We start from the raw sequence: 24,512 nt of genomic DNA on the forward strand, positions 1-24,512 counted from the left end.
GGACCGCTACGTTCCGGAGAGGGCCACGGCCGTCAGCAGCGCTGCCGACATGGCTTCGTGCCCTTTATCTTCCACCGACCCGGCCAGCCCGGCCCGGTCGAGGGCCTGCTGTTCGGTGTCACAGGTCAGCACGCCGAAGCCCACCGGAACCCCGGTATTGATCGAGACATTGGTCAGACCGGCCGTCGCCCCCTGACAGACGAAGTCAAAATGCGGTGTTCCACCGCGAATGACGACGCCCAGGGCGACAACGACGTCATAGTCCGGAGCGAGGCGGGCCGCGGCGACGGGCAGTTCGAAGGTGCCGGGAACCCTCACGAGTCGAGGGGCGGCAATGCCGGCCTCGGTCGCGGCGCGCAAGGCACCGTCAACCAGTCCGTCCATCACCTGCTGGTGCCAGCTGGCGGCAATGACGACAGCACGTAGTCCTGCTGTTCCTGCTGCCTTGAGTTCCTCGGTTCCGGTCTCGGGTGCTCCGTGTCCGCTCATCAGTGGTGCTCCTTGGTCGTGGGTGTGTTCGGTGCCGCAGGATCCGTCGAGGCGAAGGCCTCGGCCAAGATGCGGTGGGACATGCGTTCGCGTTTGGTCTGGAGGTACCGCGTGTTTTCGGGGCGAGCGACGATCGTGCTGGGGATCAACTCGGCGACGTCAACACCTGAATCGCGCAGCCATTGGGCTTTGAGGGGGTTGTTCGTGATCAGCCTGACCCGCTCCACGCCCATACTATGCAGGATCGCGGCGGCCGCATCGTAACGGCGGGCGTCCACGGGCAGCCCCAGCTGCTCGTTGGCTTGAACGGTATCCGCCCCTCCGTCCTGCAGCGAGTAGGCGCGGATCTTATTGGCCAGACCGATCCCGCGGCCCTCATGACCGCGTAGATAGACAATGGTTCCGCCGTCAACGGCGATGGCTGCCAAGGCGGCGTCGAGCTGCTCACCGCAATCACAGCGATAGGAGCCGAAAACATCACCGGTCAGGCACTCCGAATGTAGCCGCACCAGCGGGATATCGGTGCTGGCATGCTGTGGGGTCGGTGCCGTCAACGTCAGATGTTCCAGCCCCGTCTGTCGTTCGGTCCAGGCCTGGGCGGCGAAGGTTCCGTGCTCGGTGGGAACGGCAACAACCGGTCCCCCGAGCACCGCGGAAGGGGTGGACGGTTCCGGTTCGGCGTCCTGCTGTTCTGAGAGACGGGCGGCAAGATCCTCGATACTAATCAGCGGGATCGAGAATTCATCGGCAAAGACACGGAGGGCCGGTAGACGCATCATCGAACCGTCGTCGTGGATCAGCTCAGCGATCACGCCTACCGGCTGCACCCCTGCCAATCGGCACAGGTCAACGCTGGCTTCGGTGTGTCCACGTCGTTTCAGGACACCGCCGTCGACGGCCCGTAGCGGGAACATATGTCCGGGACGGTTGATCATTGACCCGTCACTGGCAGGATCGGCCAGCAGACGGGCGGTCAAGGCACGATCCGCACCGCTAATACCGGTGGTGATTCCCGCAGCAGCGTCACAGGAGACCGTGTAGGCGGTGCCTTTGGCATCCTGGTTGTCCTCCACCATCGGCGGCAACCCCAACTGGTCGGCCCGGCCCCCGGTCAGCGGGACACAGAGCACACCCGAAGAGTACCTGATGGTCCAGCCCAGGAGTTCGGGGGTGGCGAACTCCGCGGCGAAGATGATGTCGCCTTCGTTTTCGCGGTCCTCGTCATCGACCACGACGACGGGGCGCCCGGCAGCCATGGCCGCAACGGCGGCATCCACCGGGTCGAGCAGGGACTCCCCTGCCTCCCGGGGGCTCACCGTCGGCCTCCGTCGGAGAACGCGGCAAGCCGCTCGGCATATTTGGCCATCACGTCGACCTCCAGATTCACTGCGTCACCGGGTTGTCGCTGTCCCAGGACGGTTTCTCTCAGCGTGGTCGGGATGACCCCGACCTCGAAGTATTGTTCGTCTTCCGCGGCATCGGAAACGGTGGTCACGGTCAATGACACCCCGTCCACGGCAATCGACCCTTTACGGGCCACATAGCGGGCCAGCTCACGCTCCAACCCGAATCGTAGGCGCACCCAATTGCCTTCATCCTCGCGTTCCAGGACGGTTCCGGTGCCATCGACGTGGCCTTGGACCACATGCCCATCGAGACGACCGCCGGCGGGAACGCAGCGTTCCAGATTGACCTTCTGCCCGACGGCCAGCCCACCGGTGGTGGTCAGCCGGAGGGATTCGCCCATCACATCCAGGTCCACCTCGTCGCCGTTGATGGCCGTGGCCGTCAGGCAGACGCCGTTCACGGCCAGCGACCCGCCGATGCCCAGATCGGCGGCATGTCCTGGGGCGCTGATGCGCAGGATCGCTGCGTCCTGTCCCGAGACCTCGGACATTTCTTCAACATGACCTAATCCGGTAATGATTCCCGTGAACATCAGCGGGTCCCTTCGTGTTCGGAGGCCCGGTAGGCGGGCCCTGGTTGTGGTTCGAGATGGAGGACGATGTCGGAGCCCAGCAATTGGTGTGCTGGACCTCCGGCTTCATCAAATCGCCAGTGTCCGGCGTCGGACAGGGTTCCGATCCCCAGTTCGCCCACGGCGTGCCGTCCGGCCCCCAAAATGATCGGCGCCTGGTACAACCAGATCTCGTCGACCAGGTCGGCGGCGAGGAAGGCCGTGGCGATGGAGGCACCGCCCTCGATCATGGCGTGGTCGATGCCCCGTGCCGCCAGCGTCTCCAGGACGGCCGCCGGATCGTGGGTGTGGATCTGTAGATAGTTGTCATCGGCGGCGACCGCCGCACCGGGGGGCAGGTCGCGGTGGCCCATGATGACGCGCAATGGTTGGTGGGCGGGCCTCTGGCCGGCTGGATTCCTGGCGGTGAGCCGAGGATCATCGGCGATGATCGTCCCCGTCCCGGCGATAATAGCTTCGCAACGCGCCCTGATCAGGTGGGAGTGCTCACGAGCGCCGGTACCGGTGATCCACTGGCTGGTTCCGTCGGCGGCGGCGATCCTGCCGTCGAGGCTTTGCGCCAGATGCAGACTGGTGAAGGGCCGATCCGCTGCCCGGGCGCTAAACCAGCGATGGTTCAATCTGCGGGCCTTCTGACCCAATAATCCGGAAGCGACATCGACACCGGCGGCGACTAGGATCCCTGCCCCGCCGCCTGCTCGTGCCGTACCGTCGCTGGCCGCGTACACGACCCGACCGATTCCGCTGCGAGTAATGGCCTCGGCACAAGATCCGGTCCGACCCCGATGGGAACACGGTTCCAAGGTCGCCAGCATCGTCAGGCGCGCGGCGTGCTCCGAATCAACGGGGCCGAGGTCGCTCAGTGCCGCGGCTTCGGCATGGGCGGTACCTGCGCCACGATGCCAGCCGCTGGCCACGAGGCGCCCGGATTCGTCCAGGATGACCGCACCGACCAGGGGATTCGCGCCGCGGACCCCCTGGGCGGCCAGGTCGAGGGCTCGTTCCATGCCCTCATGTTCCACCGGGTGGTTCAGGACTGGCTGAGTCTGCCCGCTCATGCCGAGGTCCTGGTGATGGGATCGGGCATGGCTGTCTCCACGAGTGCTTGTTCCCGGTTCCTGGCCCGCCACCAGATGAAGAAGCCGGCCAGGGTGAAGCCACCATAGAAGAGGTACATGAACGCACTGGCGTAGTATCCGGCGCTGAAGAGCAAGGGGACCCCGACCACGTCGACGATGACCCAGAGAAGCCAGAACTCGACCCATCCCTTGGCCATGCCCCAGGTGGCCAGAAGTGACCCGACGAAGGTCCAGGCATCGGCCCAGACCGGTTCGTAGGAACCCAGAATGCGGAACAGTGGGGTCAACGCGATCGTTCCCACGATCATGATCACCCCGAGTGTCCAGCGTTCGCGACCGGTGGCCCAGCGAGGAGAGACTGCGGTGCCCGTTCCATCACCGCTGGCTTGTTTCCAGCGGCGGTAGCCGTAGACCGAGACGGCGATGAACATGATCTGACGGCCTGCCTGGCCCAGGAGGTTGGCGGCGTGGCCGGTGTCGAAGACGCTGCCGACGAAGACCGTGAGCAGCAACAGGTTGCCCACGATGCCGACCGGCCAGGCCCAGACTTTGCGGCGCATGCCGCCGACGGCGCTGGCCAGACCGAAGATGTTGCCGACGACTTCCCTCACCAGAAGCGAGCTGTTGCCGACAGGAATATTGGCGTTGAAAATATCAATGAGCCACCGCAGGGATTCCATCATTCCTCCTTATGAGCCGCGGCGGCTCCGGGGGAACGACAGTTGAGGCATCGGCGGACGGCGCGTCGAGGACGCCACCGGTCACCAGACCAGCCCTGTACGTGCTTCTCCCATCCAGACTTTAACTGTCGGTACTGGAATTCCACCAGTTCAACCTCGGCGCCGTGAGGCACCTCGGGTCGCGGACTATAACCGCCGGTTCGGACTTACACCGACCCCGGAGCACGTGTGTTTAATTATGTTCCTAAACTATAGCCCCGACCCGGTGTGTTCGACGACATGTCGCAATACGTCGATGGCCTCGGCGGGTTCCTCGGTGCCGTAGACGCTCGAACCGGCCACGAAGACATCGGCTCCGGCTTCCGCGGCACGCAGGATGGTGTCGCGGGTGATCCCCCCATCGACCTGCAGCATCAACGGTAATCCGGCCCCCTCGATGGCGGCCCGCGCCCTACGGATCTTGGGCAGGATGATGTCCAGGAAGGATTGACCACCGAAGCCGGGTTCGACGGTCATCAGCAGTAACATATCCAGTTCCTCGAACATGTCCAGATACGGTTCCACCGCGGTGGCCGGGCGCAAGGCCATCGCGGCCTTCGATCCCCGGGCCCGCAGTTCCCTGGCCAGCCGGACCGGTGCCGCCGAGGCCTCGGCGTGGAAGGTCACCGACTCCACCCCGAGATCTGCGTAATCGGGAGCCCACCGGTCAGCGTTTTCGATCATCAGGTGCACGTCCACCGGGAGGCTGCTGACTTCTGCAATGCGTTTGACCACCGGCAGGCCGAGTGTCAGGTTCGGGACGAAGTGGTTGTCCATGACATCGACATGCACGGCATCGGCGGTTTCGATGCGGTGCAGTTCGGCTTCGAGGTTGGCGAAGTCGGCGGAGAGGATGCTGGGATGGATCCGGCAATGAGACATGGGTCAGCCTTTCGTCTGCTCGATCGGTTCGGCCTGCTCGGCGTCGGCGTCGAGGGTGATCAGTGCCAGGAACATGGCGTCGGTGGAGTGTAGATGCGGCCAGAGCTGCACGGTGTTTCCGCCCGAAGCGTGGTCGGTACCTTCGATGCCGCCCTCGAGCGAGACGGTGTTGACCGCGGCCGCGGTATCGAGGAGCCGTGCGTGCGGTGTGCGGCGTAGGGCGTCGTCGAGCACTGCCAGCGATTCGGCGGGATGGGGTGAGCAGGTCGCATAGGCCAGGACTCCGCCGGGGCGCAAGGCCTTGAGTGCCGCGTCGATCAGCTCATCCTGCAAGGTGGTCAGCTCGGCCACGTCGGCAGGGGTTTTACGCCAGCGGGCTTCGGGGCGGCGCCGTAATGCTCCCAGCCCGCTGCACGGTGCATCAACGATGATCCGGTCGAAACGCTGATCTGCGGGGATCCCCAGATAGCGCCGTCCATCACCGACCACGACGTTCCAGGCGTCCCGATCCACCGGACGCAGCGCCTTGCGCACCAACTCGGCACGGTGTTCGGCAGGTTCATTAGCGGTCAATTCGGCGCCGCGCTGCGCGGCCAGGCTGGCCAGGAGGGCTGCTTTCCCGCCCGGGCCGGCACAAAGATCCAGCCAGTCGGTATCGCGTCCTTCGATTTCCACGGTGGCCAGGGCGCGGGCCAATAATTGTGAACCAGCATCTTGGACCCGCGTGGTTCCCTTGTGGATGGAGGAGAGCTTGGAGAGGTCTCCCCCACTGTAGTACGCCGAATCGGGGGACAATTCTCCCGGCGTCGCACCATGTTCCAGGGCTTCATCGAGGGATCCGATCCCCGGAAGGGCAACGAGGTTGACGACCGGCGCCAGGTTATCTGCCGCGAGCAGCTCGGTGATTTCGGCGGCATCCCGCCCGTGGGCAACCAGTCCCTGGCGCAGAGCCCTGACGACCCATTCGGGGTGGCTGTATTCCAGGCCCAGCCGGGAGACCTCGTTTTCGACACCGTCCAGGACCAGCGCCGTCCAGGCTTCGGCGTCGTTCCGTGAGACCTTCCGCAAGACGGCATTGACGAGTCCGGAGGGGCCGGCGCCGATGACGGCACGGGCCAGGCCAACGGTTTCATCCAGTGCCGCATGGTGGGGTACACGCATGGCCAGTAGCTGGTGGGCGCCCAATCGGAGGGCATCCAAAATGGCCGGATCTAGTTTTCCCAGTGGACGGTCCACACAGCGGGAGAGGACGGCATCGTAGAATCCCCGTCCGCGGAGGGCGCCGTAGGCCAGTTCGGTGGCGAATCCTGCGTCACGACCGCTGAGCCCGTGTTCACGGAGACGTCCGGGCAGGACGAGGTTGGCGTAGGCGTCCTGCTCGGCGACGGCACGCAGGACCTCGTAGGCGACCAGCCGGGCAGGGTCGGCGATACGGCGGCGTTGGGAGGGGGCAGAGGCGCTGAAGTTCCGTTGCCCCGAACCGCCGCGGTTGCGTTGGCGTCCGGCGTCGTTGCGGCGTTCACCGCGTGAGTCGTTGCTCATGAAAAGGAGACCTGCTTCCCTGTTGCGCCTTGTTCGTCGATATCCAGCCCGCGGGCCCAGTCGGAGGCCTTCATCATCTTCTTGCCGGCTGGCTGGACTTCATGCAGTTCCAGGGCATGTGAGCCGGTTCCCACCAGAACGCGGGGTGCGCGGCCAGGGAGGACGCGCAGCACTGCTGGTTCCAGCTCCGTCACCGACGGTTCCAGGGCGACGGCACCGAGTTTGAAACGCTTGCCGTCCAACACGGTCCAGGGCCCGGGTTCGGGGGTGGTGCCGTTGATGCGCCGCCGGATCGCCAGGGCCGGTTCCGTCCAGTCGATATGGCCGTCCTCGATCCCGAGTTTGGGGGCCAGGGTCACCGGTCCGCTCTGGGGTATCGGCGATAAGCGGCCGGCGTCGATGCCGTGCAGGGTTTGCGACAGCAGGACGGCACCACTTTCGGAGAGCCTGCCCAGGAGGGCTCCCGCGGTATCGTCCGGGGCGATGTCCTCAGTCAGTGTCCCGTACACCGGGCCGGTGTCGAGGCCTTCCTCGAGCCGGAAGGTCACCGCACCGGTGACGTCGTCACCGTGAATGATCGAGTGCTGGACTGGTGCAGCCCCACGCCAGGCCGGCAGCAGTGAAAAGTGCAGGTTGACCCAGCCGTGCCGGGGTACTTCGAGAGCTTCTGGTGGCACCAGGCCCCCGTAGGCGACGATGGCCGCGATGTCGGCTTCGGTCGCGGAAAGAGCTGACACGACGTCGTCGTCGATCTGATTGGCCTTGATCACCGGCACACCCAATTCGACGGCACGTGCGGCGACGGGCGAGGGCGTGAGGACGCGTTTTCGTCCGAGCGGGGCATCTTCTCGAGTGAGCACGGCTACCACGTCCAAACCATCGGAGAACAGTCGGTCCAGGCAGGGCACAGCGATCTGCGGCGTGCCGGCGAAGATGACTCTCATCGGGCTGCTCCGAACGTTCCGCCGCCGAAGCTTGAGCCCACCTCAGTGGCGCGGCTTCCGCGGACTCCGGCAGCGACGTCTTCGTAGCCGGCGTCCCGGATCCGGGCGAGGGCATCCTTTTTGTCGGCTCCGCGCAGCCGGTCGACGTAGAGGCGGCCGTTGAGGTGGTCGGTTTCGTGTTGCAGGCAGCGGGCAAGGACACCCTCGCCCTCGACGACGAGTGGTGCCCCGGTCATATCGCTTCCGCTCACGCGGGCCCAGCTGGGCCGGGGCAGTCGGTATCCCAGTCCGGGGACCGACAGGCAGCCCTCGGTGGCTTCGGCTTCTTCGACGCCACCGATTTCCAGGACCGGGTTGACGACATGGCCAACTTGGTCGTCGACACGGTAGGTGAAGACCCGCAATCCGACGCCGATTTGGGGTGCTGCAAGCCCGACACCGGAGACCGCGTCCATGGTTTCGGTCATATCTTGTACCAGTCGGGCCAGCTCGGGGCCGAACTCGGATACCTCGTCCGCGGGGGTTCGCAGGACGGGATCCCCCACGATGCGGATTTCCAGAATCGTCATGACTGCATGCTCCTGACGCCGAGTGCCCGGCAATGTGCTGTGGAAAGTCGTCCGGTCGGCCCGGTGGGCGGCGGTGCCGGTACGCATGGACCAGTCTACTGGGCCGGGGGCGGGCCCACGGCCCGCAAGGCGGTTCCAGCTTCGGAGACCTTGACACCGGATTCCCAGACTCTCCGTAGTGCGAAGAACCGACTCCAATACGCCGGCAGGACTTCGGGAGGGGCCATGAGTGTGCGCACTTCGGTCTCTCCCACGGCAACCCCGAACAGCATCGGGTCCTCCCCATACGGCCAGGGTTCCCACGTTCCGGCAGCCGCGTCGACGACAACCTCCTCGGCCTTATAGCCGGCGGCCAATTGCATGACGACCTTGGGATCCAACGCTTTGACGCGCCCGTCCCGGTCGGTGCCCTTGGTCTTATAGTCAATCAAGCACAGTCGTCCACCGATCCGCGCCACCAGGTCCAGCGTTCCCGCATAGCCCACAGTATGGTTCCAGACGGTGACCTCGGCAGCGATCGGCTCGACACGGTATTCGTCCCACCAGTCATCAAAGCGGGAAGCGAATCCCCCTTCTCCCTTTTCCAGAAGAACCTCCCGCGCTTCGGCGGCGACGTGCGGGCGGCCCAGCGCCCGCAGAGCCACCTGCTCGCAATAGTTGTGGACGCGATCTCCGCGGGCGGCGGCCTCATTGCGGTAGGTCTCTGCGGCATTGGAGGCGTCCCGCGCGACGGTGCGCAACTTGGCTTTATTGCCCACGGCTGCGCTCAACCGATCGTCTTGGGTGACCGCCGTGGCGGCCATATGCCCGATCCAGCCGTCCAGGGACATGGAGGCCTGGCCGATCACCGTGGTGATGGAGGGGACCTCCGGCAGCCCGTTGATCTTGCGGGAGTACATGCGGCCATACGTGGTCTGGTGGGCCAGGGCAGGTGAAGTCATGACCACGATTCTGGCATGCCAACCCGACGTATTGGGTGTCGCGCTGACGCTCCGAGGCCAGTAGGTTCACCGCGATTCCGCAGTTCGACTCCCGGGTGACGGAGACGATTTGGAACTTCGGTGAATCGTCGTATAGAGTTTTTACTCGTTGGAACGCACCGCTTCGGAAAGCTCAAAGCGACCGAAACGGAGCAGTTCTCTGACATGCGGACATAGCTCAGTTGGCTAGAGCGCCACCTTGCCAAGGTGGAGGTCGCGAGTTCGAATCTCGTTGTCCGCTCGCAAGTCACTGTAAGGATCGATTCGTCGATCTAGCCGGGGCTGGGAAACCAGTTCAGGACACGGTGGGGTGGCCGAGTGGCTAGGCAGCGGCCTGCAAAGCCGTATACGCGGGTTCGAATCCCGTCCCCACCTCGCATACGGTAATGTTGCACCCTGAAGAGGGCGATTAGCGCAGCGGTAGCGCGCTTCCCTGACACGGAAGAGGTCACTGGTTCGATCCCAGTATCGCCCACTGAAAAGGCTCCGCCACGGCGGAGCTTTTTTATGCGGACATAGCTCAGTTGGCTAGAGCGCCACCTTGCCAAGGTGGAGGTCGCGAGTTCGAATCTCGTTGTCCGCTCCACGAACCGCCGGACGGCTCCCCTGCCGATCAGGCGGTTTTTTCATGCCCGGCACGTGAAGCGGCACGAACCAGGGCCGCCTATTTCACCCAGAGCGCAGAAAACCAGGGGCCCTTCCTCTCGAATTCCCTCAAGCCACCCCACTATGATGGTCATCACACGGAGGCTTGGAAGGCTTCCCGGAGGAGAGGAGGTGTCGCTTGGCTTTTTTTGACGAGCTCAAGGGCAAGGCCGAGGGACTCAAGGACAAGGCCACTGAAGTGGCCGGAAGCGGAGCCGAAAAGCTCCGTGGGACCGTAGACGGTGTCGGCAACTTTGTTGATGAGAAAACCGGTGGCAAGTATTCCGACAAGGTGGACAACCTTCAGGAATCTGCCAACAACCTTCTCGACAAGGCAGCTGGCAACGATTCGAATCCCCCCACCTAGAATTCCGCGCACCCCTCCGGGGACGCCTGCCGGCCCGCGAGCACGGCAAACAGGTGCCGGTACCGCCGTGAGGCGGGACCGGCACCTGCTCGTTAATGCAACATCGTCCCGCCGGTCGGCGGATTGATAATGGTCAACACACCCTCGGCCCCTGCTTCGGATGAGTAGACATGTCGACCAGAGGACTCCCAGGATAGGGCCTGCCCGGCACCGATTGCTCGGGCTTGACCTTCAGGCCCCACCAGGGCTTCCCCCTCGACCAGGACCAACTGCTCCGTCACACCCCGGCCATGGGCCGGGGAGACCCGACACCCCGGGCCGATCGAAAGCCAATACACTTCGATCAAGGACCCGTCGGTGATTCGACGGGCCTCTAGCAGCCTGGCTGACACCGGCCCTCCGCCGACAGAGATCTCCCCGCCCACGATGGTGCCCGCGACTCCCCCGACGCCAGCATGCTGCGGCTGCTGGTCCGCATCATCAGTGGAGACAAAGCCGGCCAACGGGACCCCGAGGACTCCGGCGACGGCGTAAAGAGTCTCCAGGGTTGGATTGCGTTGACCGTGCTCGAGTTCGGAGAGCGTCCCCTTGCCGATGCCCGCCGCCGTGGCCAGACCGGTCAGTGAAAGACCCGCTTCTTGCCGATGGGTGCGGATCCGGTTGCCGACGTGAAGCATGCGGGGATCGATTGCGGCGGACATGGACCCAGACTACGCTGAGAGGCGTTCCGTAAACAGAACCACCGTCAGTCGAGGTCATGCCGCATACCCCAGTTCCCACCGCCTCTCGAGATTTCGTGCGCCCCGTCACCGCTGGCCTGGTCACGGCTCTGGTGGGCTTCACTTCTTCCTTCACTGTCGTTTTGGCCGGCCTCAGCGCCGTAGGCGCCAGTCCGGGGCAGGCGGCCTCCGGTCTACTGGCGCTGACCATCGCCTTTTCCCTGTGCACGGTTGCCATCGCGGTGACCACCCGGCGTCCGGTGACCTTTGCCTGGTCGACCCCCGGTGCCGCCTTGCTAGCTGCCGCTGGAGGTCTGGGGCTGGGCTGGAACGAGGCTGTCGGCGGTTTCGTGATGTGTGCCCTGCTAATTTTTCTCACCGGCGCCGTACCGGCCATCGGCCGTCTGCTCGGAAGGCTTCCGGCACCGCTGGCTCAGGCGATGCTCGCCGGGGTCCTGTTCGAACTCTGCCTGGCCCCGTTCCATGCCCTGGCCAACGTCCCGCTCATGGCAGGCTCGATCATCCTGGTCTGGCTCGTGTGCATGCGCTGGGCACCACGTTGGGCCGTGCCGGCAGCCATGGCCGCCACCTTGCTGATCGTCATGCTCAACGCGACGCATGCCGGAACGGCCCTACCCAGCAACCTATGGCCTCGGCTGGAGTTCACGATGCCCGCCTTTACGTGGGCCGGGGCGACGGGCGTCGCGATACCGCTGTACATCGTGACCATGGCCTCGCAGAACATCCCCGGCATGGCCGTGCTGTCCGGCTTCGGCTATAGGACGCCCTGGACCGCTTCCATGCTCGGCACCGGGGCGGCTGGCCTCGGAGCAGCCTTCTTCGGCGGGCACGCCATCAACCTCGCTGCCATTTCGGCTGCCCTCGCGGCGGGTGAGGAAGCGGGTCCCGACCGTTCGCGGCGCTGGATCGCCGCAGTTTCTGCCGGCGGCTTCTACTTCCTCCTCGGCCTGGGAGCCACGGCTGTGGGGGCGGTGGCCGTCACGGCTCCCGAGGGGCTGCTCACCGCGGCTGCCGGCTTGGCGCTCTTCGGCACCTTGGGGGCCGCGGCGTCCTCGGCGCTGGAAGATCCCCGCTCCCGCTTCGGCGCCCTGACCACGTTCATGATTACCGCCTCCGGCGTCGCCTTCCTGGGGGTGGGCTCCGCTTTCTGGGGACTGGCCGGAGGGTTGCTGGTCAGATGGGCGGTCGAACGCCCGGGCCAGCATTAGGCTGGGCCCATGACGGATCTCTATGGCGACGAAGACCTCGTCGCCCTCTACGAAACCGATAACCCAGCCGGGCGGGATCACGAGTATTACCGGTCCCTTGCCGACAGGCTCGGTGCCGGAAAGATCATCGATCTGGGGTGCGGCACAGGGCTACTCACCCGAACCCTCACGGGCCCCGGTCGCGAGGTCATCGGTGTGGACCCGAGCCCCACGATGCTCGGATACGCCCGCCGACAGCCCGGGGCGGATGCGGTGCGATGGATCGACGGGGACGCCCACGTCCTGGATCCCTCGGCCCCTGCAGATCTGGTGCTCTGTACCGGGAACGCCTTCATGCACCTCGCGACAAAGGAGCTCGTCGCAACGCTCGACCATCTCCGCCGCAACCTCACACCGGGCGGAGTCCTGGCCTTCGAAACGCGCAACCCGGCTTACCGCGAATGGAAAAACTGGACTCCGGAAAAAACAACGAGTCACCGCTGGGCAGCGTTCGGGACCTTCACCGAATGGTTGGAGGTCACCTCGGTGAGCCGCGGCGTCGTCGTCTTTGACAGCCATAACCTCTTCGCTGACGGAAGCGACAGGATCTTCACCAGCACCCTGTACTTCCGTACCGAAACCGAGCTGATCGAAGCGTTGGACGCCGCGGGCTTCGAGAACGTCGAGCTCAAAGGTACGTGGGAGGGCGATCCGGTAGCTGCGGAGCACCGTTTGCTCATCGTGCTGGCCGCCACGGGGGCATCGGCTGCCCCCGTGAACCGCTGCTAGATCGACACTTCTGCCTGCTGCCCTTCACGCGCCAGAGCCGTCAGCCGCGACACCGCACGCGAGTACTTCTTCTGGTACCCACCTGCCATCATCTCCTCGGTGAAGAGCTCGTTGAACGGCTGGCCACTGGCCACGACGGGGACGTCCTTGTCGTAGAGCCGGTCGGCGAGGACGACGAAACGCAAGGCAAGCGACTGCTCGGTGATGGTCCGCACCTGGTGCAGGACCAGAATGTCGATATCCTCGACCAACTGCCGGTAGCGGCTCGGGTGAACCTTGGACAGATGCTTGACCAGTTCGCCGAAGTCATCGCTGGCCAGGACCTTATCTGCGTAGAGCTCGGTGGCGGTGGACTCGAGAACGTCGTCATCCACGGGCCGCGGTGCCTCGGGTAGGCCACGGTGGCGGAAGTCATCACCATCGATGCGCAGGACATCGAATTGGTCGGCCAACACTTGGATTTCGCGTTGGAAGTCCACGGCGGCAAAACGGCCCTCCCCCAAGGAACCAGGCAGGGTGTTCGAAGTCGCCGCGAGTTTCACCCCGGCATCGGATAATTCGCGCATCAACCGCGACATCAGCACCGTGTCACCGGGATCATCAAGTTCGAACTCGTCGATACACACCAGGTTGTAGCCGCTGAGGACCTCGACCGTTTTCCTGAACGACAGGGCACCGACCAGGTTGGTGTACTCGACGAACGTGCCAAAGGCCTTGGGGCCGGGAACCGCATGCCAGAGGGAAGCCAGCAAGTGGGTCTTGCCCACACCGAAGCCGCCGTCGAGGTAAATGCCGGCCTTGGCCTGTGGGCTCTTCGCTCCGAAAATCCGCCCAAGGAGGGACTTCTTCGAGTGACCGATCCCCTCGGCGAAGGCACGCAAAGCCTCCACCGCCTCGGTCTGCGATGGCTGCGCCGGGTCCGGACGGAAGGTGTCGAAGGACACGACGCCGAATCGGTACGACGGATGGAATCCGGCGAGCAGTTCGTCAGGTGAGACCTGGGGGATGCGTTCGGTCAGGTGTTCGATATGTGCCACGGGCGGGGTCAGTTCCTTTGTGCGGGGACGGGCCGGCGCGCGGGGCGCACCGCGTCCAACTTTACGCCCCGCGCGCAAAGGCACCCGCACGTGACCCCCGACCCAGCGGCCCGGCACCCAAAGACGTAGGCTGGAGGAAGATCCCTAGCCGCCGTGTGAAACGAGGAATCCCCATGGGCCTTGCCGCCGATACCAATACCAAGTTCTCCGCCTACGCCCATCCCGAACGCTTGGTCTCCACCGATTGGTTGGCCGAGCATCTTGAAGATGACGACCTGGTGGTCGTGGAATCCAACGAGGACATCCTGTTGTACTCCACCGGTCATATCCACGGTGCCGTGAACATCGACTGGCATACCGATCTCAACGACGAAGTCACTCGCGACTACGTTGACGGTGAGGCATTCGCCCGGCTCATGGCCGCCAAGGGCATCACCCGCGACACCACCGTGGTGATCTATGGGGATAAGAGCAACTGGTGGGCCGCCTACGCCCTCTGGGTTTTCACGCTGTTCGGCCACGAGGATGTCCGCCTGCTCGACGGCGGCCGCGATAAATGGCTGGCCGAAGGGCGCGCAACGACCCGGGAGAAGCCGAGCCCGGAAACCACCGACTACCCGGTGGTCCCGCGCAATGACGACCCCATTCGCGCCTTCCGCGAGGATGTCATCCCCCACTTCGGCAAACCGTTGATCGATGTCCGCTCCTTCGAGGAATACACCGGTGAGCGCACCCATATGCCTGACTACCCACAAGAAGGCACGTTGCGCGGCGGCCATATCCCCACCGCTGCGTCGGTCCCGTGGAGCAAGGCTGCCAATGAAGACGGCACCTTCCGGAGCCGGCCCGAACTGGAAGCCCTGTACCTGGACGAGGCGGGCCTCACCCCCGGGGATGACGTCATTGCCTACTGCCGCATCGGCGAGCGGTCCAGCCACACATGGTTCGTGCTCAAGCACCTGCTCGGTTTCGAATCCGTCCGCAACTACGATGGTTCATGGACCGAATGGGGCAATGCGGTCCGTGTTCCGATCGCCGTCGGCAGCGAACGCGGCGAAGCCCCGGCTTCCTCGGCCCGCAGCTAGGTACCCACCGTCCCCAAGGAGCATGCACCCATGAGTGATACCGCCATTCCCTCCGCCTTGGCGGAGATCATCGATGATTTCAACGCCGTCACCGAGCGTGAGCGCTTGGAATTGCTGTTGGAATTTTCCGACGAGTTACCCGCCCTGCCGGAGCGGTTCGCCGAACACCCAGAGCTCTTGGAACGGGTCGTGGAATGCCAGACCCCGCTGTTCCTGACCGTAGAGATCGCCGCTACCGACGCCCGGGAGGTCAGCTTGTTCTTTTCGGCGCCGCCGGAAGCACCCACCTCACGGGGTTTCGCGGGCGTCTTGGCGGAGGGGCTCGATGGCCTACCGGCCGCCGAGATCCTCGCTGTACCCAACGATATGCCCGAGCGACTCGGCCTCACCCGGGCGATCACCCCGCTACGCATGCGCGGTATGTCGTCGCTGCTGGGACGCATCAAGCGTAAAGTCGCCGAAGGCGTGGCCGCGTAGTCGGTTGCGATGATGTCCAGGAAGAAGGGCCCTCAGGACGCTGGTGGCACACCCGCCACCGTGCTGTTGGACGCCGACGGCGCCAGCTATACGACTCATACGTACGTTCATGATCCGCAGGCGGCATCCTACGGAACGGAGGCGGCGGAGGCCTTGGGGGTCGACCCGGCACGGGTCTTCAAGACCCTCATGGTCGATACCGGTCGCTCGGGTGGCGCGGCCCTGGCGGTGGCGATCGTCCCGGTGACCGGTTCTCTGGACCTCAAAGCAGCTGCCGTTGCCCTGCGGGTGAAGAAGGTCCAGCTGGCACAGGCCGATGACGCGCAACGCCGGACCGGCTACGTCTTGGGTGGGATCTCCCCACTGGGCCAACGCCACCATTCACCGACGGTGATTGAGGACTCTGCGACGACCTGGTCGACGATCTACGTCTCGGGTGGGCGGCGTGGCCTGGAGATCGAAGTGGCTCCGCAGGACCTGATCCGACTCACCGACGCGCACCCGGCAGCCGTGGCCGGACCGTAGCACCCGAGACTGCAGCGCTACCGACTGCGACGCCCTCCACCGGGTTTCGGTGCCACGATGATCCTCGCCAGCCAGCTGGTGACCACCTGCTCCCACCGTTCGGGATCAACATTCCATTCGCGCGTATGCGCTGCAACCGTGAAGCGTTCGAAGGTGACCATTTCGGGGTTCAGTTCCGCCAGCTGGGCGGAGGCACCCACCGGCACGAAATCGTCGTCCTCGCTATGCAAGATCAAGGTGGGTACCCGGAGCTGGTCTGCCTTGGCAATCCAGTTCAGTTCCTTCAAATCCAGCGGAGCCGCCAAACCGGTGATCGTCCGGCCGGCACGGTTGGACAGCATCCATTGCCCCAACCGACCGACGGCTTCGGGAATGCGGTTGACCTTGGCATGGTGACGGAGCACGTCAATCCAATTCACCACCGGGCCATCGAGCACGAGGGCCTGGATATGCCGCTTATATCGTGATTTATCGGCCACCTGAAGGCTGATGGCCCCACCCATGGACCACCCCATCAGAATCACGTTGTGCGCCCCGTTCTGAAGGGCGAAGTCGATGCCGGCTTCAACGTCTTCCCATTCGGTGCTGCCCAGCCCGTAGCGTTGATCCGAGGCAAACGGGGCCACCCCGTCATTGCGGTAGGACAGGAGCAACGAACTCATCCCCAGCCCGGCGGTGGTTGACAGCGCCCGCAGGCCCTCGGTGCGTGCGGCTCCCCGGCCGTGCACCATAATCGCCCACGTGTCGGCCCGATCCGTACCAGGAACCAGCCACGCAGGGGCAGCGCCCACCGCTGTCGGGATGTCCACGCTCTCGGCAGCGAATCCGGCGTCTTCAGGTGTTGCATAGACAGCTCCTGACCACCAGCCACGGACCGCCGTTTCCAGGTTGCCGGAATACACGCGCTCCACCCGGCGGGCAATGGTGCCCTCAGCAGGGGTGAAAGAGAGAATCTCGCCGATCCGAGCGTGACCTCGGCCGGCATCGAAGTACAACGAGTACGTACCGGGATCCGTGGTTTCGGCGGTCGCGGGAAGGATGACTTCCAGTCCCTCGTCTCCGCGCACGACGGCGAGGATCGCCAGGTCTTCGGTCTTGCGCACCGGAAGCACCACCTGCCGGGCAAAATATCCTGCCAGCGCCGAAGCACTGGCGGCCAGCAGTGAACCGGCGGCGACGCCGACTCCGGCTCCGAGGACGGCCCACCGCATCATGGGGGCCTGGGGGGTCGCAGGGTCGGCGGTCCGTGTGTACTCGCGCATGTACCCATCATGGCAAGTCAAGCCGGGTGCGCCAAGTCCCCGCAGGCTCCCTCGGTCACGATGGAGCGTGCCCGGCAGGCCGCGGGAATGGCTGGGCCTCCCCAGACGTTGGAGGCAGTGTGAGTACATTTTCTGATTCGAACGCCCAGTCCTTTCCTGTCACCAAGACCGACGAGCAGTGGAAGGAAGAACTCAGCACCGAGGAATTCCAGGTCCTTCGACAAGCAGGAACGGAACGCCCGTTCACCGGCGAGTACTGGGATAGCACCACCGAAGGTGTCTACGCCTGCCGTGCCTGTGGGGCCGAACTGTTCACCAGCAAGGAAAAATTCGGCTCGGATTGTGGCTGGCCCTCCTTCTTCGCCCCGTTGGCAGAGGGGTCCGTGCGCTATCTGCATGACAGGTCCCTGGGCATGGAGCGCATCGAGGTTCGTTGCGCCTCCTGTGATTCGCATCTGGGGCACGTGTTCGAGGGCGAGGGGCTAGATATCCCCACCGACCAACGCTTCTGCATCAACTCGGTTTCGTTGAGCCTGCGCCCCACCGACGCCTAGTCCCGTCGTCGCCAGCATGCCCCGCGCTGGGTCTGCGGAGGGTCATCTTGATCACATGCATGAGCACTTCTTAGCCTTAGGCTTTCTTCACGCCAGTGCTGCTTGATCTTTTCTAGGCTGGGATCACCACGGCAGCAGGCCGGCGCAACCAGCGCGGCCCCGGAGATGATTCGAGGTGCAGGACCGATGTCCCAGGCAACCATGACGCATGACACCACCAGCGGACACGGCGAGGATCTCGCTCAAGATCCCGTGTGGCTGGAATTGAAGGCTGCGGCGACCGCTTTCCAACAGTTGCAGGTCAAAGACGGTTCGGTCCCCGAAGCGACCGACCGGGTCCGCGCCGCCGAACTGACTACCACGATCACCGCTGCGGTGACGGAGTTGCGCCCTCTTTTTGAACACGACGGAAGCTATTTGGACCAGGTGGTCGCGGACTTCAAGTCCTGGGCGGCAGGAGGGTTCGGCGTCCCCGATTTCCTGGACTCCCTACAGGCGTTCCAGCCGCAACTGGACCGCGTCGACGGGCTACGCCACCTCGTGGTGTTCCCCATGTACACACAGAACGGTTCAACCAACCGTTTCGTTGAAGCGGTGCTCGTCGAGGTGATCTGGCCCGAGTTCATCGCCGAGCTGGAAGCCGGAGACTATTCGAACCGGCTGTTTGTTCCGCTGCGCTTTTTGGACTTCACCCCCGGCTATGACACCAATGCTGCGGTGCTCTTCCCTGAATCGGTCGCCATGCGCGAGACCCCGGCCTTTACCTGGGGTGCGATTTTCCAGGACCGGGAGGCCGCCCGTTACCGTCGAGTCGTTGCCGCCGCGGCCGAGATCACCAATCTCGATCTGCCGGCCGAGGCAGCCGAACTCCTCGCCGACCAGAAACTGACCGAAGAGACGTTCATCATGTGGGACATGATCCACGACCGCACCCACATGCGCGGGGACCTGCCGTTCGACCCCTTCATGATCAAGCAGCGGATGCCCTTCTTCCTGTACTCCCTGGAGGAACTACGCTGCGACCTCACCGCCTTCCGCGAATGCGTCAAGATTGCCGCCTCCACCGCTTCGGATCCCGAGACCGCCCGGCATGCCCGCCTGGTGCAGTACACGGTGATCTTCGACCGGATCTTCCGCTTTGCCATCACCGGAAGCCGCGTGCGTAACTACGACGGGCTCGGCGGACAGTTGCTCTTCGCCTGGATGCACCAGCACCACGTTTTGCACTGGACCGATACCAAACTGACCATCGACTGGGATGCCATCGCCCAGGTCGTCAGCGCCTTGGGTGATGCCATCGACGATCTCTACTGGCACTCCATCGATCGGCCGAAGTTGGCCCACTGGCTGGCCGCCTATGATTTGGTTTCCTCCACGGTCACCCCCCATCCGGCATCGGTCTGGGCGAAGGGCAAGGAAGCCCTACCGCTGATGGAGCCTCTGAAGGAAATGACGAATCAGGTCCTCGACGACGAATTCCCGCTGTCGATGTTCTACGAGGCGTTGAGCAAAAAAATGAAGCCGGTCATCGAATCCACGGTCGGCATCACCGCTGGCGATGTCCCGGCATCGGCCTAGACTGGCCACATGAGCACACCGCATATACCCACAGTCCTCATTGCCGGTGCCACCTCCTCCTCCGGGGTGGCTGCCGCGCGGGCGCTGCATGATTCCGGGGCGAGGGTCCTGGTGGTCGGCACCAACGCGGCACGACTGGAGGAACGTCTGGGGTTCGCCTCGGCGCGCTACGCCACCGATCTGTCTGACTACGCCGCCACGGCGGCCTTGGCGGAACGGATCCACACCGAGGTCGGGTCCATCGATGGACTGATCCATCTGGTCGGCGGTTGGCGGGGCGGCAAGGGGCTGGCCGGACAGTCGGATGAGGACTACGACTTCCTGCACCGCAACGTGGTGACCACCTTGCGCAATACCTCGCGAGTCTTCTACCCGGATATTGCCGACTCCCCCGTCGGACGGCTCGCGGTGGTCTCCTCCACGGCCGTCCAACGCCCCAGCGCTTCCGGCGCGAACTACATCTCCGTCAAGGCCGCTGCCGAGGCATGGACGATGGCTACGGCAGGGGGCCTCCGTGCCGCCCAATCTGGGCACCGGCAGAACCCTGTCCCCCAGCATTCCGCCGCCGTCGTCCTGGTCATCAAGGCCTTCGTCGACGCTGCGGCGCGCGAGCAGGAACCTGGCAAGGAATTTGTGGGATTCACCGACGTCGTTGATTTCGGCAGTGCGGTCGCCGGCCTGTTCGATGCCGATGCCGCAAGCTTGAACGGCACCCGCCTGTCCCTGGTGCCGCAGGCATAGACTAAAGACGACTTCCCACCAGCAACTTCTGAGGATAAACGTGAGCACTTCCCTGCACGACACCATGGTCCGCGGCTTCGCATCGGATAACTATTCGGGTGTTCATCCAGAGATCATCGAGGCACTGATCGCCGCCAACGGCGGCCACCAGATCGCCTACGGCGAAGATGAATACACCGAACGGCTCGGACACGTCATCCTGTCCCATTTCGGACCGGCCACCGAGGCTTTCCCGGTCTTCAACGGCACCGGCGCCAATGTGACGGCTTTGCAGTCGTTGCTGCCGCGCTGGGGCGCCGTGGTCTGTGCCGATACGGCGCATATCCACGTCGACGAGAATGGTGCCCCCGAGCGGACCGGCGGCATGAAACTGCTGACGGTACCGACCTCGGACGGCAAACTGACACCCGAATTGATCGATCGGGAGGCCTGGGGGTGGGGCGATGAGCACCGCGCCCAGCCGTTGGCGGTTTCCTTGACCCAGTCCACCGAGCTCGGCACCTTGTACACGATCAAGGAGCTCAAGGCGATCACCTCCCATGCCCACGAACTGGGGATGAAGGTTCATATGGATGGGGCCCGCCTCTCCAATGCCGCCGCTGCCTTGGACGCGCCTCTGCGAGCCTTCACCCGCGATGCAGGGATCGATATCCTGAGCATGGGTGGCACGAAGAACGGAATGATGTACGGCGAAGCCATCGTCGTCCTGGATCCGGAGGCCGCTACCGGGCTGAAGTACCTGCGGAAGATGAACATGCAGCTCGGTTCGAAGATGCGCTTCATTTCAGCCCAGCTGATCGCCCTGTACGAAGGTGACCTCTGGCAGCGTTCGGCTTCCCACGCCAACGCCATGGCTCAGCGCCTGCGCACTGCAGTTGAGGACATCGACGGTTTGGAAATCACTCAGCCGACCGAGTCCAACGCCGTGTTCGCGAAGCTGCCCGCCGCTGCCGCCGACCGGGTCCGCGAGGACTTCCGCTTCTATGACTGGGACGAAGCCACCGGCGAGGTTCGTTGGATGTGTGGCTTCGATACGACCGAGGACGACATCGACCGCTTCGCCGCGGCCATCCGGGCTGAGGTAGCCGCTGGCTAGCACCCACGGGAATTCCACCACGCTCGAGCAGCGTCTCGAGGCCGTGGCCCATCGCCTCATTAGCCGGTTTTCCGACAACAGGGCAACCAAGGTCCTGGTCGAATTCGCGGTCTTCACTGCCAAGCAGGCGTGGGCTTGCGTCTTCGGCGCGGCGATGCTGGCCGTCCTGTTGGCTACACGGCTGTGGTATCCCGATGACATGTCCTTGGCCCGTAACGACGCGGTGACGCTCGCGGCGGTTCTCATCCAGGTACTCATGGTCGTTTTCCGGTTGGAGACGTTGCGCGAACTTCGGGTCATCGTGTTGTTCCATATCGTGGGAACCGGCATGGAACTGTTCAAGACCAGTGTCGGGTCCTGGATCTACTCGGGCGAGGGACTCCTCCATCTGGGAAACGTGCCGCTCTACAGCGGGTTCATGTATGCGGCGGTCGGTTCCTATATGGTCCGCGTCTTCCGGCTCTTCGACCTGCGTTTCACCCACTATCCCCGCAGGTGGGCCACCGCCGTGCTGGCAGCTGCCATCTACCTGAACTTCTTCTCCCACCACTACATCCTTGACCTGCGCTGGTTCCTCTTGGCGGCGGTGCTCGTGGTCTTTGGCCGCAGTTGGATGCATTTCAGGGTCTTCCGGGTTCGGTTGCGGATGCCCTTGGTCCTCTCGTTCCTGCTGGTTGCCCTGTTCATCTGGTTCGCCGAAAACATCGCCACCTGGTCCAATGCCTGGGCCTATCCGGATCAGCTCGACGGCTGGCAATTCGTTTCCATCAATAAGCTCGGGTCCTGGCTGTTGCTCATGATCATCTCGGTCGTGTTGGTCACCTGGGTCTACCCGCCTGAAGGGCCAGAGCCGGTGCACACCCAGCCGGGTTCCTCCGACGGCGCCGGCCTAGAAGAGCAGCCAGGTGACCAGTCCCAGGATGGCCGAAACGATGGCCAGCAGCGCGAAAATCCGCGGCAGTACCCAACGGTTGACCGCTGATTCCGAGGCCTGAGGATCTGCTGAGGATTCCCCGAGGCCCTCACCTCCCGGGATGCCCACCGGGGTTGCCACGGCCAGCTCGTAGGCCAACAGCAGGCGTGAAGGAGCAGCCATGGTCGCCATCGAAGCAGTGACGTTGGTGGCTGCCACCATTTGCAGGACAGAACTGCCCAACTCCGTGGCCACCTGAGTCTGGGTGGCAGTCAGCATCGCGTTGGCTGCCGTATTCGAACCGGTGATGAATCCGGCGAGGGCATTCACCGCCGGGGCGATCGCCAAATAGCTTCCGCCCATGGCCGCCAAGGCGGTGCCCAGCTCGGCCCCCATTCCGGTCGCCGCCAGGACGGATCCCAGCACGGTGAAGCAGAACGTCACCACGCCCACCGGGAGCCATGTCCTCCAGGCCGAGACGGCCCGGTGCCCCAGCCGTGCCTCGGGCTGGTCGCTCGCCCAACGCTGCCCCGGCCCGAAATGGGCCACCAGGCAGGCGACGACGAGCCACGTGGCGGGGCTACTGATCGCCCGCAAGCTGAGTTGGGGTTCCCCATTGGACGTGACGGCGCGGGTAGCCAGAAGGCCGGCAGCCATCACGGCATAGGGCAAAGAGGCCCGCGCCACCACCCAGCCGGCGGCGATGAGGGAGCCGCGCCAGCGATACACCAGCAGGTGAGCCGCGGTCGGAACCAATGAGCCCATGACGCCAGCCAGGGGCGTTCCCAACAGGATGTTGGCTCCCAGGATTCCCGACCAGAGCAGCAAGGAACTAGCCACCGCACCGCCGAAAAGCCTGCCCACGGAACCGTCATGGCGCAGCAGGAAAGTCACCAGGAGGGCCACTCCGAGCATCACCGGAAGGGATAGAACCGCCGAACGGATCCCCACCTCCACTAACGAGGTGCCCGAGAGTTCCGAGGCCAGCAGCGTCCCGGGGCCGAGCGCACCCCAGGGAACGGCGAGCAGCCCGAGGAGCGAAAAGATCGTTGATCGCGGCACCGAATGCCCTATTAAGCGCAGGATCGGCACGCCCACGGTGACACCAATACCGAAGCCCGTGACGGATTCTGCGAAGGGGACGATTCCGAAGACCACCAGCAACGTTCCGGTGCGGCGTGAGGGGGCACTCGAACGCAGCCAGCCAGAAATCGAGGCCATCGCTCCGGTGTTGGACATGATCCTGCTCAGCAAGACCCCTGCGTAGAGGATCAACAGAATTTCGATGATCGTCGGGGCGAAGGCAGCCAATGAGCTCCCGACCACCAACCAAGGGGTCGGGAAAAAGATGAGAGCCATCACGATGCCGGCCGCCAAGGACCAGAGGGAAATCCGGGTGGCCTTGACGCCCAGGAAGAACAGCACGCCCGCGAGCAGGATCGGAACAGCAGCTGCGACTGCCAACATGATCCACCTCCTGGTTCCTTGAACGTCAACGGCCCGTGGTGCCGAACACATCACCCCGAACGACCGTAGTGCACCGAGCCCGGTCCTAGGCGTCGCCCCGCTGTCAGGGGCCACCCCGGTAGCATGGGCAGGCCACAGAGCGCACGACAACGGCGAGCCTTCCGGGTACCCCGGACCGATGACTCTAGACTCGGTTTCGTGACCGCTCTTGGCGACCTGGCACAGGTTCCCCCAGACTTCATGACGGCTCTCTCAGGACTCCGTCAGGCCGATTGCCGTGCCGAAATGCACTTGGCCGAGATCCCGGCCCCCGCACGGCTGGCCCCGTACGCAGTGGCGCTCTCCGCGGAGGTTCTAGAGTCCCCGCCCCGAGTTCGGAGTTCACTCCATGGGCCCGCGGCGGCCGCGCTAGCGGAGGCTCGCAGCCCGGAGGATGACAATGAATTAGCCACCGGACGGTTCATCCTGCTACACGACCCGGAGGGTTCTGACCTGTGGAACGGCACCTTCCGCATTGTCACCTACATCAGGGCCCAACTCGATGCCGAGATGGGCAACGACCAGATGCTCGGCTCCGTGGCGTGGACCTGGCTCCTCGACGCCCTCCACGAGAACAACGCGGTCTACGCCCACGCCGGGGGCACCGCGACCCGGATGCTTTCCCAGAGTTTTGGCAGCCTGGAAGAACGTCCCGAAACCATTGATATCGAATTGCGTGCTTCATGGACGCCGCAAGGTGCTGACCTCCAGTCCCATCTAGAGGCGTGGAGCGATATGGTCTGTACTTTTGCGGGTTTGCCGCCCTTGCCCGAGGGTGTCACAGCTCTGCCACGCCGCCGACGGAGTTGAATCCACTAGAATTGGTTT

26 protein-coding genes, 4 tRNA genes and 1 riboswitch are annotated in these 24,512 nt (G+C 64.3%); of the genes, 16 read left to right on the plus strand and 14 right to left on the minus strand.

Features of this window, described 5'->3' with window-relative positions:
• Nucleotides 1–6 precede the first annotated feature (6 nt).
• The 10 genes from ribH to CIK75_RS03905 form a co-directional block, all read right to left on the minus strand.
• Nucleotides 7–489 carry a 6,7-dimethyl-8-ribityllumazine synthase gene (gene ribH, locus CIK75_RS03860; RefSeq protein ID WP_086999957.1) on the minus strand — a complete coding sequence of 161 codons (483 nt, stop codon included), beginning with the start codon at nucleotides 487–489 and terminating at the stop codon, nucleotides 7–9.
• The gene (ribB, locus tag CIK75_RS03865; RefSeq protein WP_256382347.1) at nucleotides 489–1,805 is read right to left on the minus strand and encodes a 3,4-dihydroxy-2-butanone-4-phosphate synthase; all 1,317 of its coding nucleotides are present in this window, start codon (nucleotides 1,803–1,805) and stop codon (nucleotides 489–491) included. Before ribB ends, ribH begins: the two co-directional genes overlap by 1 nt.
• Complete coding sequence (locus CIK75_RS03870) at nucleotides 1,802–2,428, minus strand: riboflavin synthase (protein WP_086999955.1); 627 nt, start codon at nucleotides 2,426–2,428, stop codon at nucleotides 1,802–1,804. Before CIK75_RS03870 ends, ribB begins: the two co-directional genes overlap by 4 nt.
• Nucleotides 2,428–3,525 carry a bifunctional diaminohydroxyphosphoribosylaminopyrimidine deaminase/5-amino-6-(5-phosphoribosylamino)uracil reductase RibD gene (ribD, locus tag CIK75_RS03875; protein WP_241895278.1) on the minus strand — a complete coding sequence of 366 codons (1,098 nt, stop codon included), beginning with the start codon at nucleotides 3,523–3,525 and terminating at the stop codon, nucleotides 2,428–2,430. Before ribD ends, CIK75_RS03870 begins: the two co-directional genes overlap by 1 nt.
• Complete coding sequence (gene pnuC, locus CIK75_RS03880) at nucleotides 3,522–4,226, minus strand: nicotinamide riboside transporter PnuC (RefSeq protein ID WP_087000076.1); 705 nt, start codon at nucleotides 4,224–4,226, stop codon at nucleotides 3,522–3,524. The genes ribD and pnuC overlap by 4 nt, the downstream gene beginning before the upstream one ends.
• Nucleotides 4,227–4,323: 97 nt before the next feature.
• Nucleotides 4,324–4,456: riboswitch (FMN riboswitch) on the minus strand.
• Nucleotides 4,457–4,475: 19 nt separating this feature from the next.
• Entirely contained in the window at nucleotides 4,476–5,147 is a 672-nt protein-coding gene (gene rpe, locus CIK75_RS03885) for a ribulose-phosphate 3-epimerase (RefSeq protein ID WP_086999953.1), read from the minus strand.
• A gap of 3 nt (nucleotides 5,148–5,150) precedes the next feature.
• Nucleotides 5,151–6,689, minus strand: coding sequence for a transcription antitermination factor NusB (locus CIK75_RS03890; RefSeq protein ID WP_086999952.1), 1,539 nt, complete (start codon nucleotides 6,687–6,689; stop codon nucleotides 5,151–5,153).
• Nucleotides 6,686–7,633: a methionyl-tRNA formyltransferase gene (gene fmt, locus CIK75_RS03895; protein ID WP_086999950.1), complete on the minus strand. Its 948-nt coding sequence runs from the start codon at nucleotides 7,631–7,633 to the stop codon at nucleotides 6,686–6,688. The genes CIK75_RS03890 and fmt overlap by 4 nt, the downstream gene beginning before the upstream one ends.
• Entirely contained in the window at nucleotides 7,630–8,202 is a 573-nt protein-coding gene (def, locus tag CIK75_RS03900; protein WP_086999948.1) for a peptide deformylase, read from the minus strand. The genes fmt and def overlap by 4 nt, the downstream gene beginning before the upstream one ends.
• A 95-nt stretch (nucleotides 8,203–8,297) precedes the next feature.
• Nucleotides 8,298–9,143, minus strand: coding sequence for a cytochrome (locus CIK75_RS03905; protein WP_086999946.1), 846 nt, complete (start codon nucleotides 9,141–9,143; stop codon nucleotides 8,298–8,300).
• A gap of 206 nt (nucleotides 9,144–9,349) precedes the next feature.
• On the opposite strand from CIK75_RS03905, the gene CIK75_RS03910 reads away from it, so the two are divergent.
• The 5 genes from CIK75_RS03910 to CIK75_RS03930 all read left to right on the plus strand — a co-directional run bounded on the left by CIK75_RS03910 (nucleotide 9,350) and on the right by CIK75_RS03930 (nucleotide 10,194).
• Nucleotides 9,350–9,423: transfer RNA gene (locus CIK75_RS03910), tRNA-Gly, on the plus strand.
• A 63-nt stretch (nucleotides 9,424–9,486) separates the two neighbouring features.
• A tRNA-Cys gene (locus tag CIK75_RS03915) sits at nucleotides 9,487–9,557 on the plus strand.
• A gap of 28 nt (nucleotides 9,558–9,585) precedes the next feature.
• Nucleotides 9,586–9,657 (plus strand) — tRNA-Val (locus CIK75_RS03920).
• Between the two features lie 34 nt (nucleotides 9,658–9,691).
• A tRNA-Gly gene (locus CIK75_RS03925) sits at nucleotides 9,692–9,768 on the plus strand.
• Nucleotides 9,769–9,966: 198 nt separating this feature from the next.
• Nucleotides 9,967–10,194 (plus strand): antitoxin, encoded by a 228-nt coding sequence (locus CIK75_RS03930; protein WP_086999944.1) that lies wholly within the window; start codon nucleotides 9,967–9,969, stop codon nucleotides 10,192–10,194.
• A 92-nt stretch (nucleotides 10,195–10,286) separates the two neighbouring features.
• Here CIK75_RS03930 and CIK75_RS03935 read toward each other — a convergent pair whose 3' ends face one another.
• On the minus strand, nucleotides 10,287–10,895 hold the full coding sequence (locus CIK75_RS03935; RefSeq protein WP_179204316.1) for a helix-turn-helix transcriptional regulator: 609 nt from the start codon (nucleotides 10,893–10,895) through the stop codon (nucleotides 10,287–10,289).
• 56 nt (nucleotides 10,896–10,951) lie between these two features.
• Between CIK75_RS03935 and CIK75_RS03940 the strand changes: the two genes are divergently transcribed.
• The gene (locus CIK75_RS03940; RefSeq protein WP_086999943.1) at nucleotides 10,952–12,142 is read left to right on the plus strand and encodes a benzoate/H(+) symporter BenE family transporter; all 1,191 of its coding nucleotides are present in this window, start codon (nucleotides 10,952–10,954) and stop codon (nucleotides 12,140–12,142) included.
• 9 nt (nucleotides 12,143–12,151) lie between these two features.
• Nucleotides 12,152–12,910: a class I SAM-dependent methyltransferase gene (locus CIK75_RS03945; protein ID WP_086999941.1), complete on the plus strand. Its 759-nt coding sequence runs from the start codon at nucleotides 12,152–12,154 to the stop codon at nucleotides 12,908–12,910.
• Here the strand turns inward: CIK75_RS03945 and zapE are convergent.
• On the minus strand, nucleotides 12,907–13,947 hold the full coding sequence (gene zapE / locus CIK75_RS03950; RefSeq protein ID WP_086999939.1) for a cell division protein ZapE: 1,041 nt from the start codon (nucleotides 13,945–13,947) through the stop codon (nucleotides 12,907–12,909). The genes CIK75_RS03945 and zapE overlap by 4 nt on opposite strands.
• Nucleotides 13,948–14,120: 173 nt before the next feature.
• Between zapE and CIK75_RS03955 the strand changes: the two genes are divergently transcribed.
• Genes CIK75_RS03955 through ybaK form a run of 3 tightly spaced genes read left to right on the plus strand, consistent with a single transcriptional unit; the run spans nucleotide 14,121 to nucleotide 16,034 of the window.
• Nucleotides 14,121–15,032 (plus strand): sulfurtransferase, encoded by a 912-nt coding sequence (locus tag CIK75_RS03955; protein WP_086999937.1) that lies wholly within the window; start codon nucleotides 14,121–14,123, stop codon nucleotides 15,030–15,032.
• Between the two features lie 30 nt (nucleotides 15,033–15,062).
• Nucleotides 15,063–15,509 (plus strand): SufE family protein, encoded by a 447-nt coding sequence (locus tag CIK75_RS03960; RefSeq protein WP_086999935.1) that lies wholly within the window; start codon nucleotides 15,063–15,065, stop codon nucleotides 15,507–15,509.
• 12 nt (nucleotides 15,510–15,521) lie between these two features.
• A complete protein-coding gene (ybaK, locus tag CIK75_RS03965; protein WP_086999933.1) occupies nucleotides 15,522–16,034 on the plus strand; it encodes a Cys-tRNA(Pro) deacylase in 513 nt (170 codons plus the stop codon).
• A 17-nt stretch (nucleotides 16,035–16,051) separates the two neighbouring features.
• On the opposite strand, the gene CIK75_RS03970 is transcribed toward ybaK, so the two are convergent.
• Nucleotides 16,052–17,296 (minus strand): alpha/beta fold hydrolase, encoded by a 1,245-nt coding sequence (locus CIK75_RS03970; protein WP_086999931.1) that lies wholly within the window; start codon nucleotides 17,294–17,296, stop codon nucleotides 16,052–16,054.
• A gap of 119 nt (nucleotides 17,297–17,415) precedes the next feature.
• Here CIK75_RS03970 and msrB point away from each other — a divergent pair, with 119 nt between their 5' ends.
• The 5 genes from msrB (at nucleotide 17,416) to CIK75_RS03995 (ending at nucleotide 22,247) form a co-directional block, all read left to right on the plus strand.
• Nucleotides 17,416–17,850 (plus strand): peptide-methionine (R)-S-oxide reductase MsrB, encoded by a 435-nt coding sequence (msrB, locus tag CIK75_RS03975; RefSeq protein ID WP_086999929.1) that lies wholly within the window; start codon nucleotides 17,416–17,418, stop codon nucleotides 17,848–17,850.
• A gap of 201 nt (nucleotides 17,851–18,051) precedes the next feature.
• Complete coding sequence (locus CIK75_RS03980; RefSeq protein WP_087000072.1) at nucleotides 18,052–19,428, plus strand: DUF6421 family protein; 1,377 nt, start codon at nucleotides 18,052–18,054, stop codon at nucleotides 19,426–19,428.
• A 9-nt stretch (nucleotides 19,429–19,437) separates the two neighbouring features.
• A complete protein-coding gene (locus CIK75_RS03985) occupies nucleotides 19,438–20,169 on the plus strand; it encodes an SDR family NAD(P)-dependent oxidoreductase (protein ID WP_086999927.1) in 732 nt (243 codons plus the stop codon).
• 64 nt (nucleotides 20,170–20,233) lie between these two features.
• Nucleotides 20,234–21,265: a low specificity L-threonine aldolase gene (locus CIK75_RS03990; protein WP_087000070.1), complete on the plus strand. Its 1,032-nt coding sequence runs from the start codon at nucleotides 20,234–20,236 to the stop codon at nucleotides 21,263–21,265.
• A gap of 43 nt (nucleotides 21,266–21,308) precedes the next feature.
• Nucleotides 21,309–22,247, plus strand: coding sequence for a DUF817 domain-containing protein (locus CIK75_RS03995; RefSeq protein WP_241895280.1), 939 nt, complete (start codon nucleotides 21,309–21,311; stop codon nucleotides 22,245–22,247).
• On the opposite strand, the gene CIK75_RS04000 is transcribed toward CIK75_RS03995, so the two are convergent.
• Complete coding sequence (locus tag CIK75_RS04000) at nucleotides 22,155–23,645, minus strand: L-lactate permease (RefSeq protein WP_158225888.1); 1,491 nt, start codon at nucleotides 23,643–23,645, stop codon at nucleotides 22,155–22,157. The two genes, CIK75_RS03995 and CIK75_RS04000, sit on opposite strands and share 93 nt — an antisense overlap.
• A gap of 240 nt (nucleotides 23,646–23,885) precedes the next feature.
• Between CIK75_RS04000 and CIK75_RS04005 the strand changes: the two genes are divergently transcribed.
• A complete protein-coding gene (locus CIK75_RS04005; protein ID WP_241895288.1) occupies nucleotides 23,886–24,494 on the plus strand; it encodes a DUF3000 domain-containing protein in 609 nt (202 codons plus the stop codon).
• Nucleotides 24,495–24,512 lie beyond the last annotated feature (18 nt).

The organism is Glutamicibacter sp. BW78, from assembly GCF_002332245.1.
Classification (GTDB): Bacteria; Actinomycetota; Actinomycetes; order Actinomycetales; family Micrococcaceae; genus Arthrobacter_H; species Arthrobacter_H rhombi_A.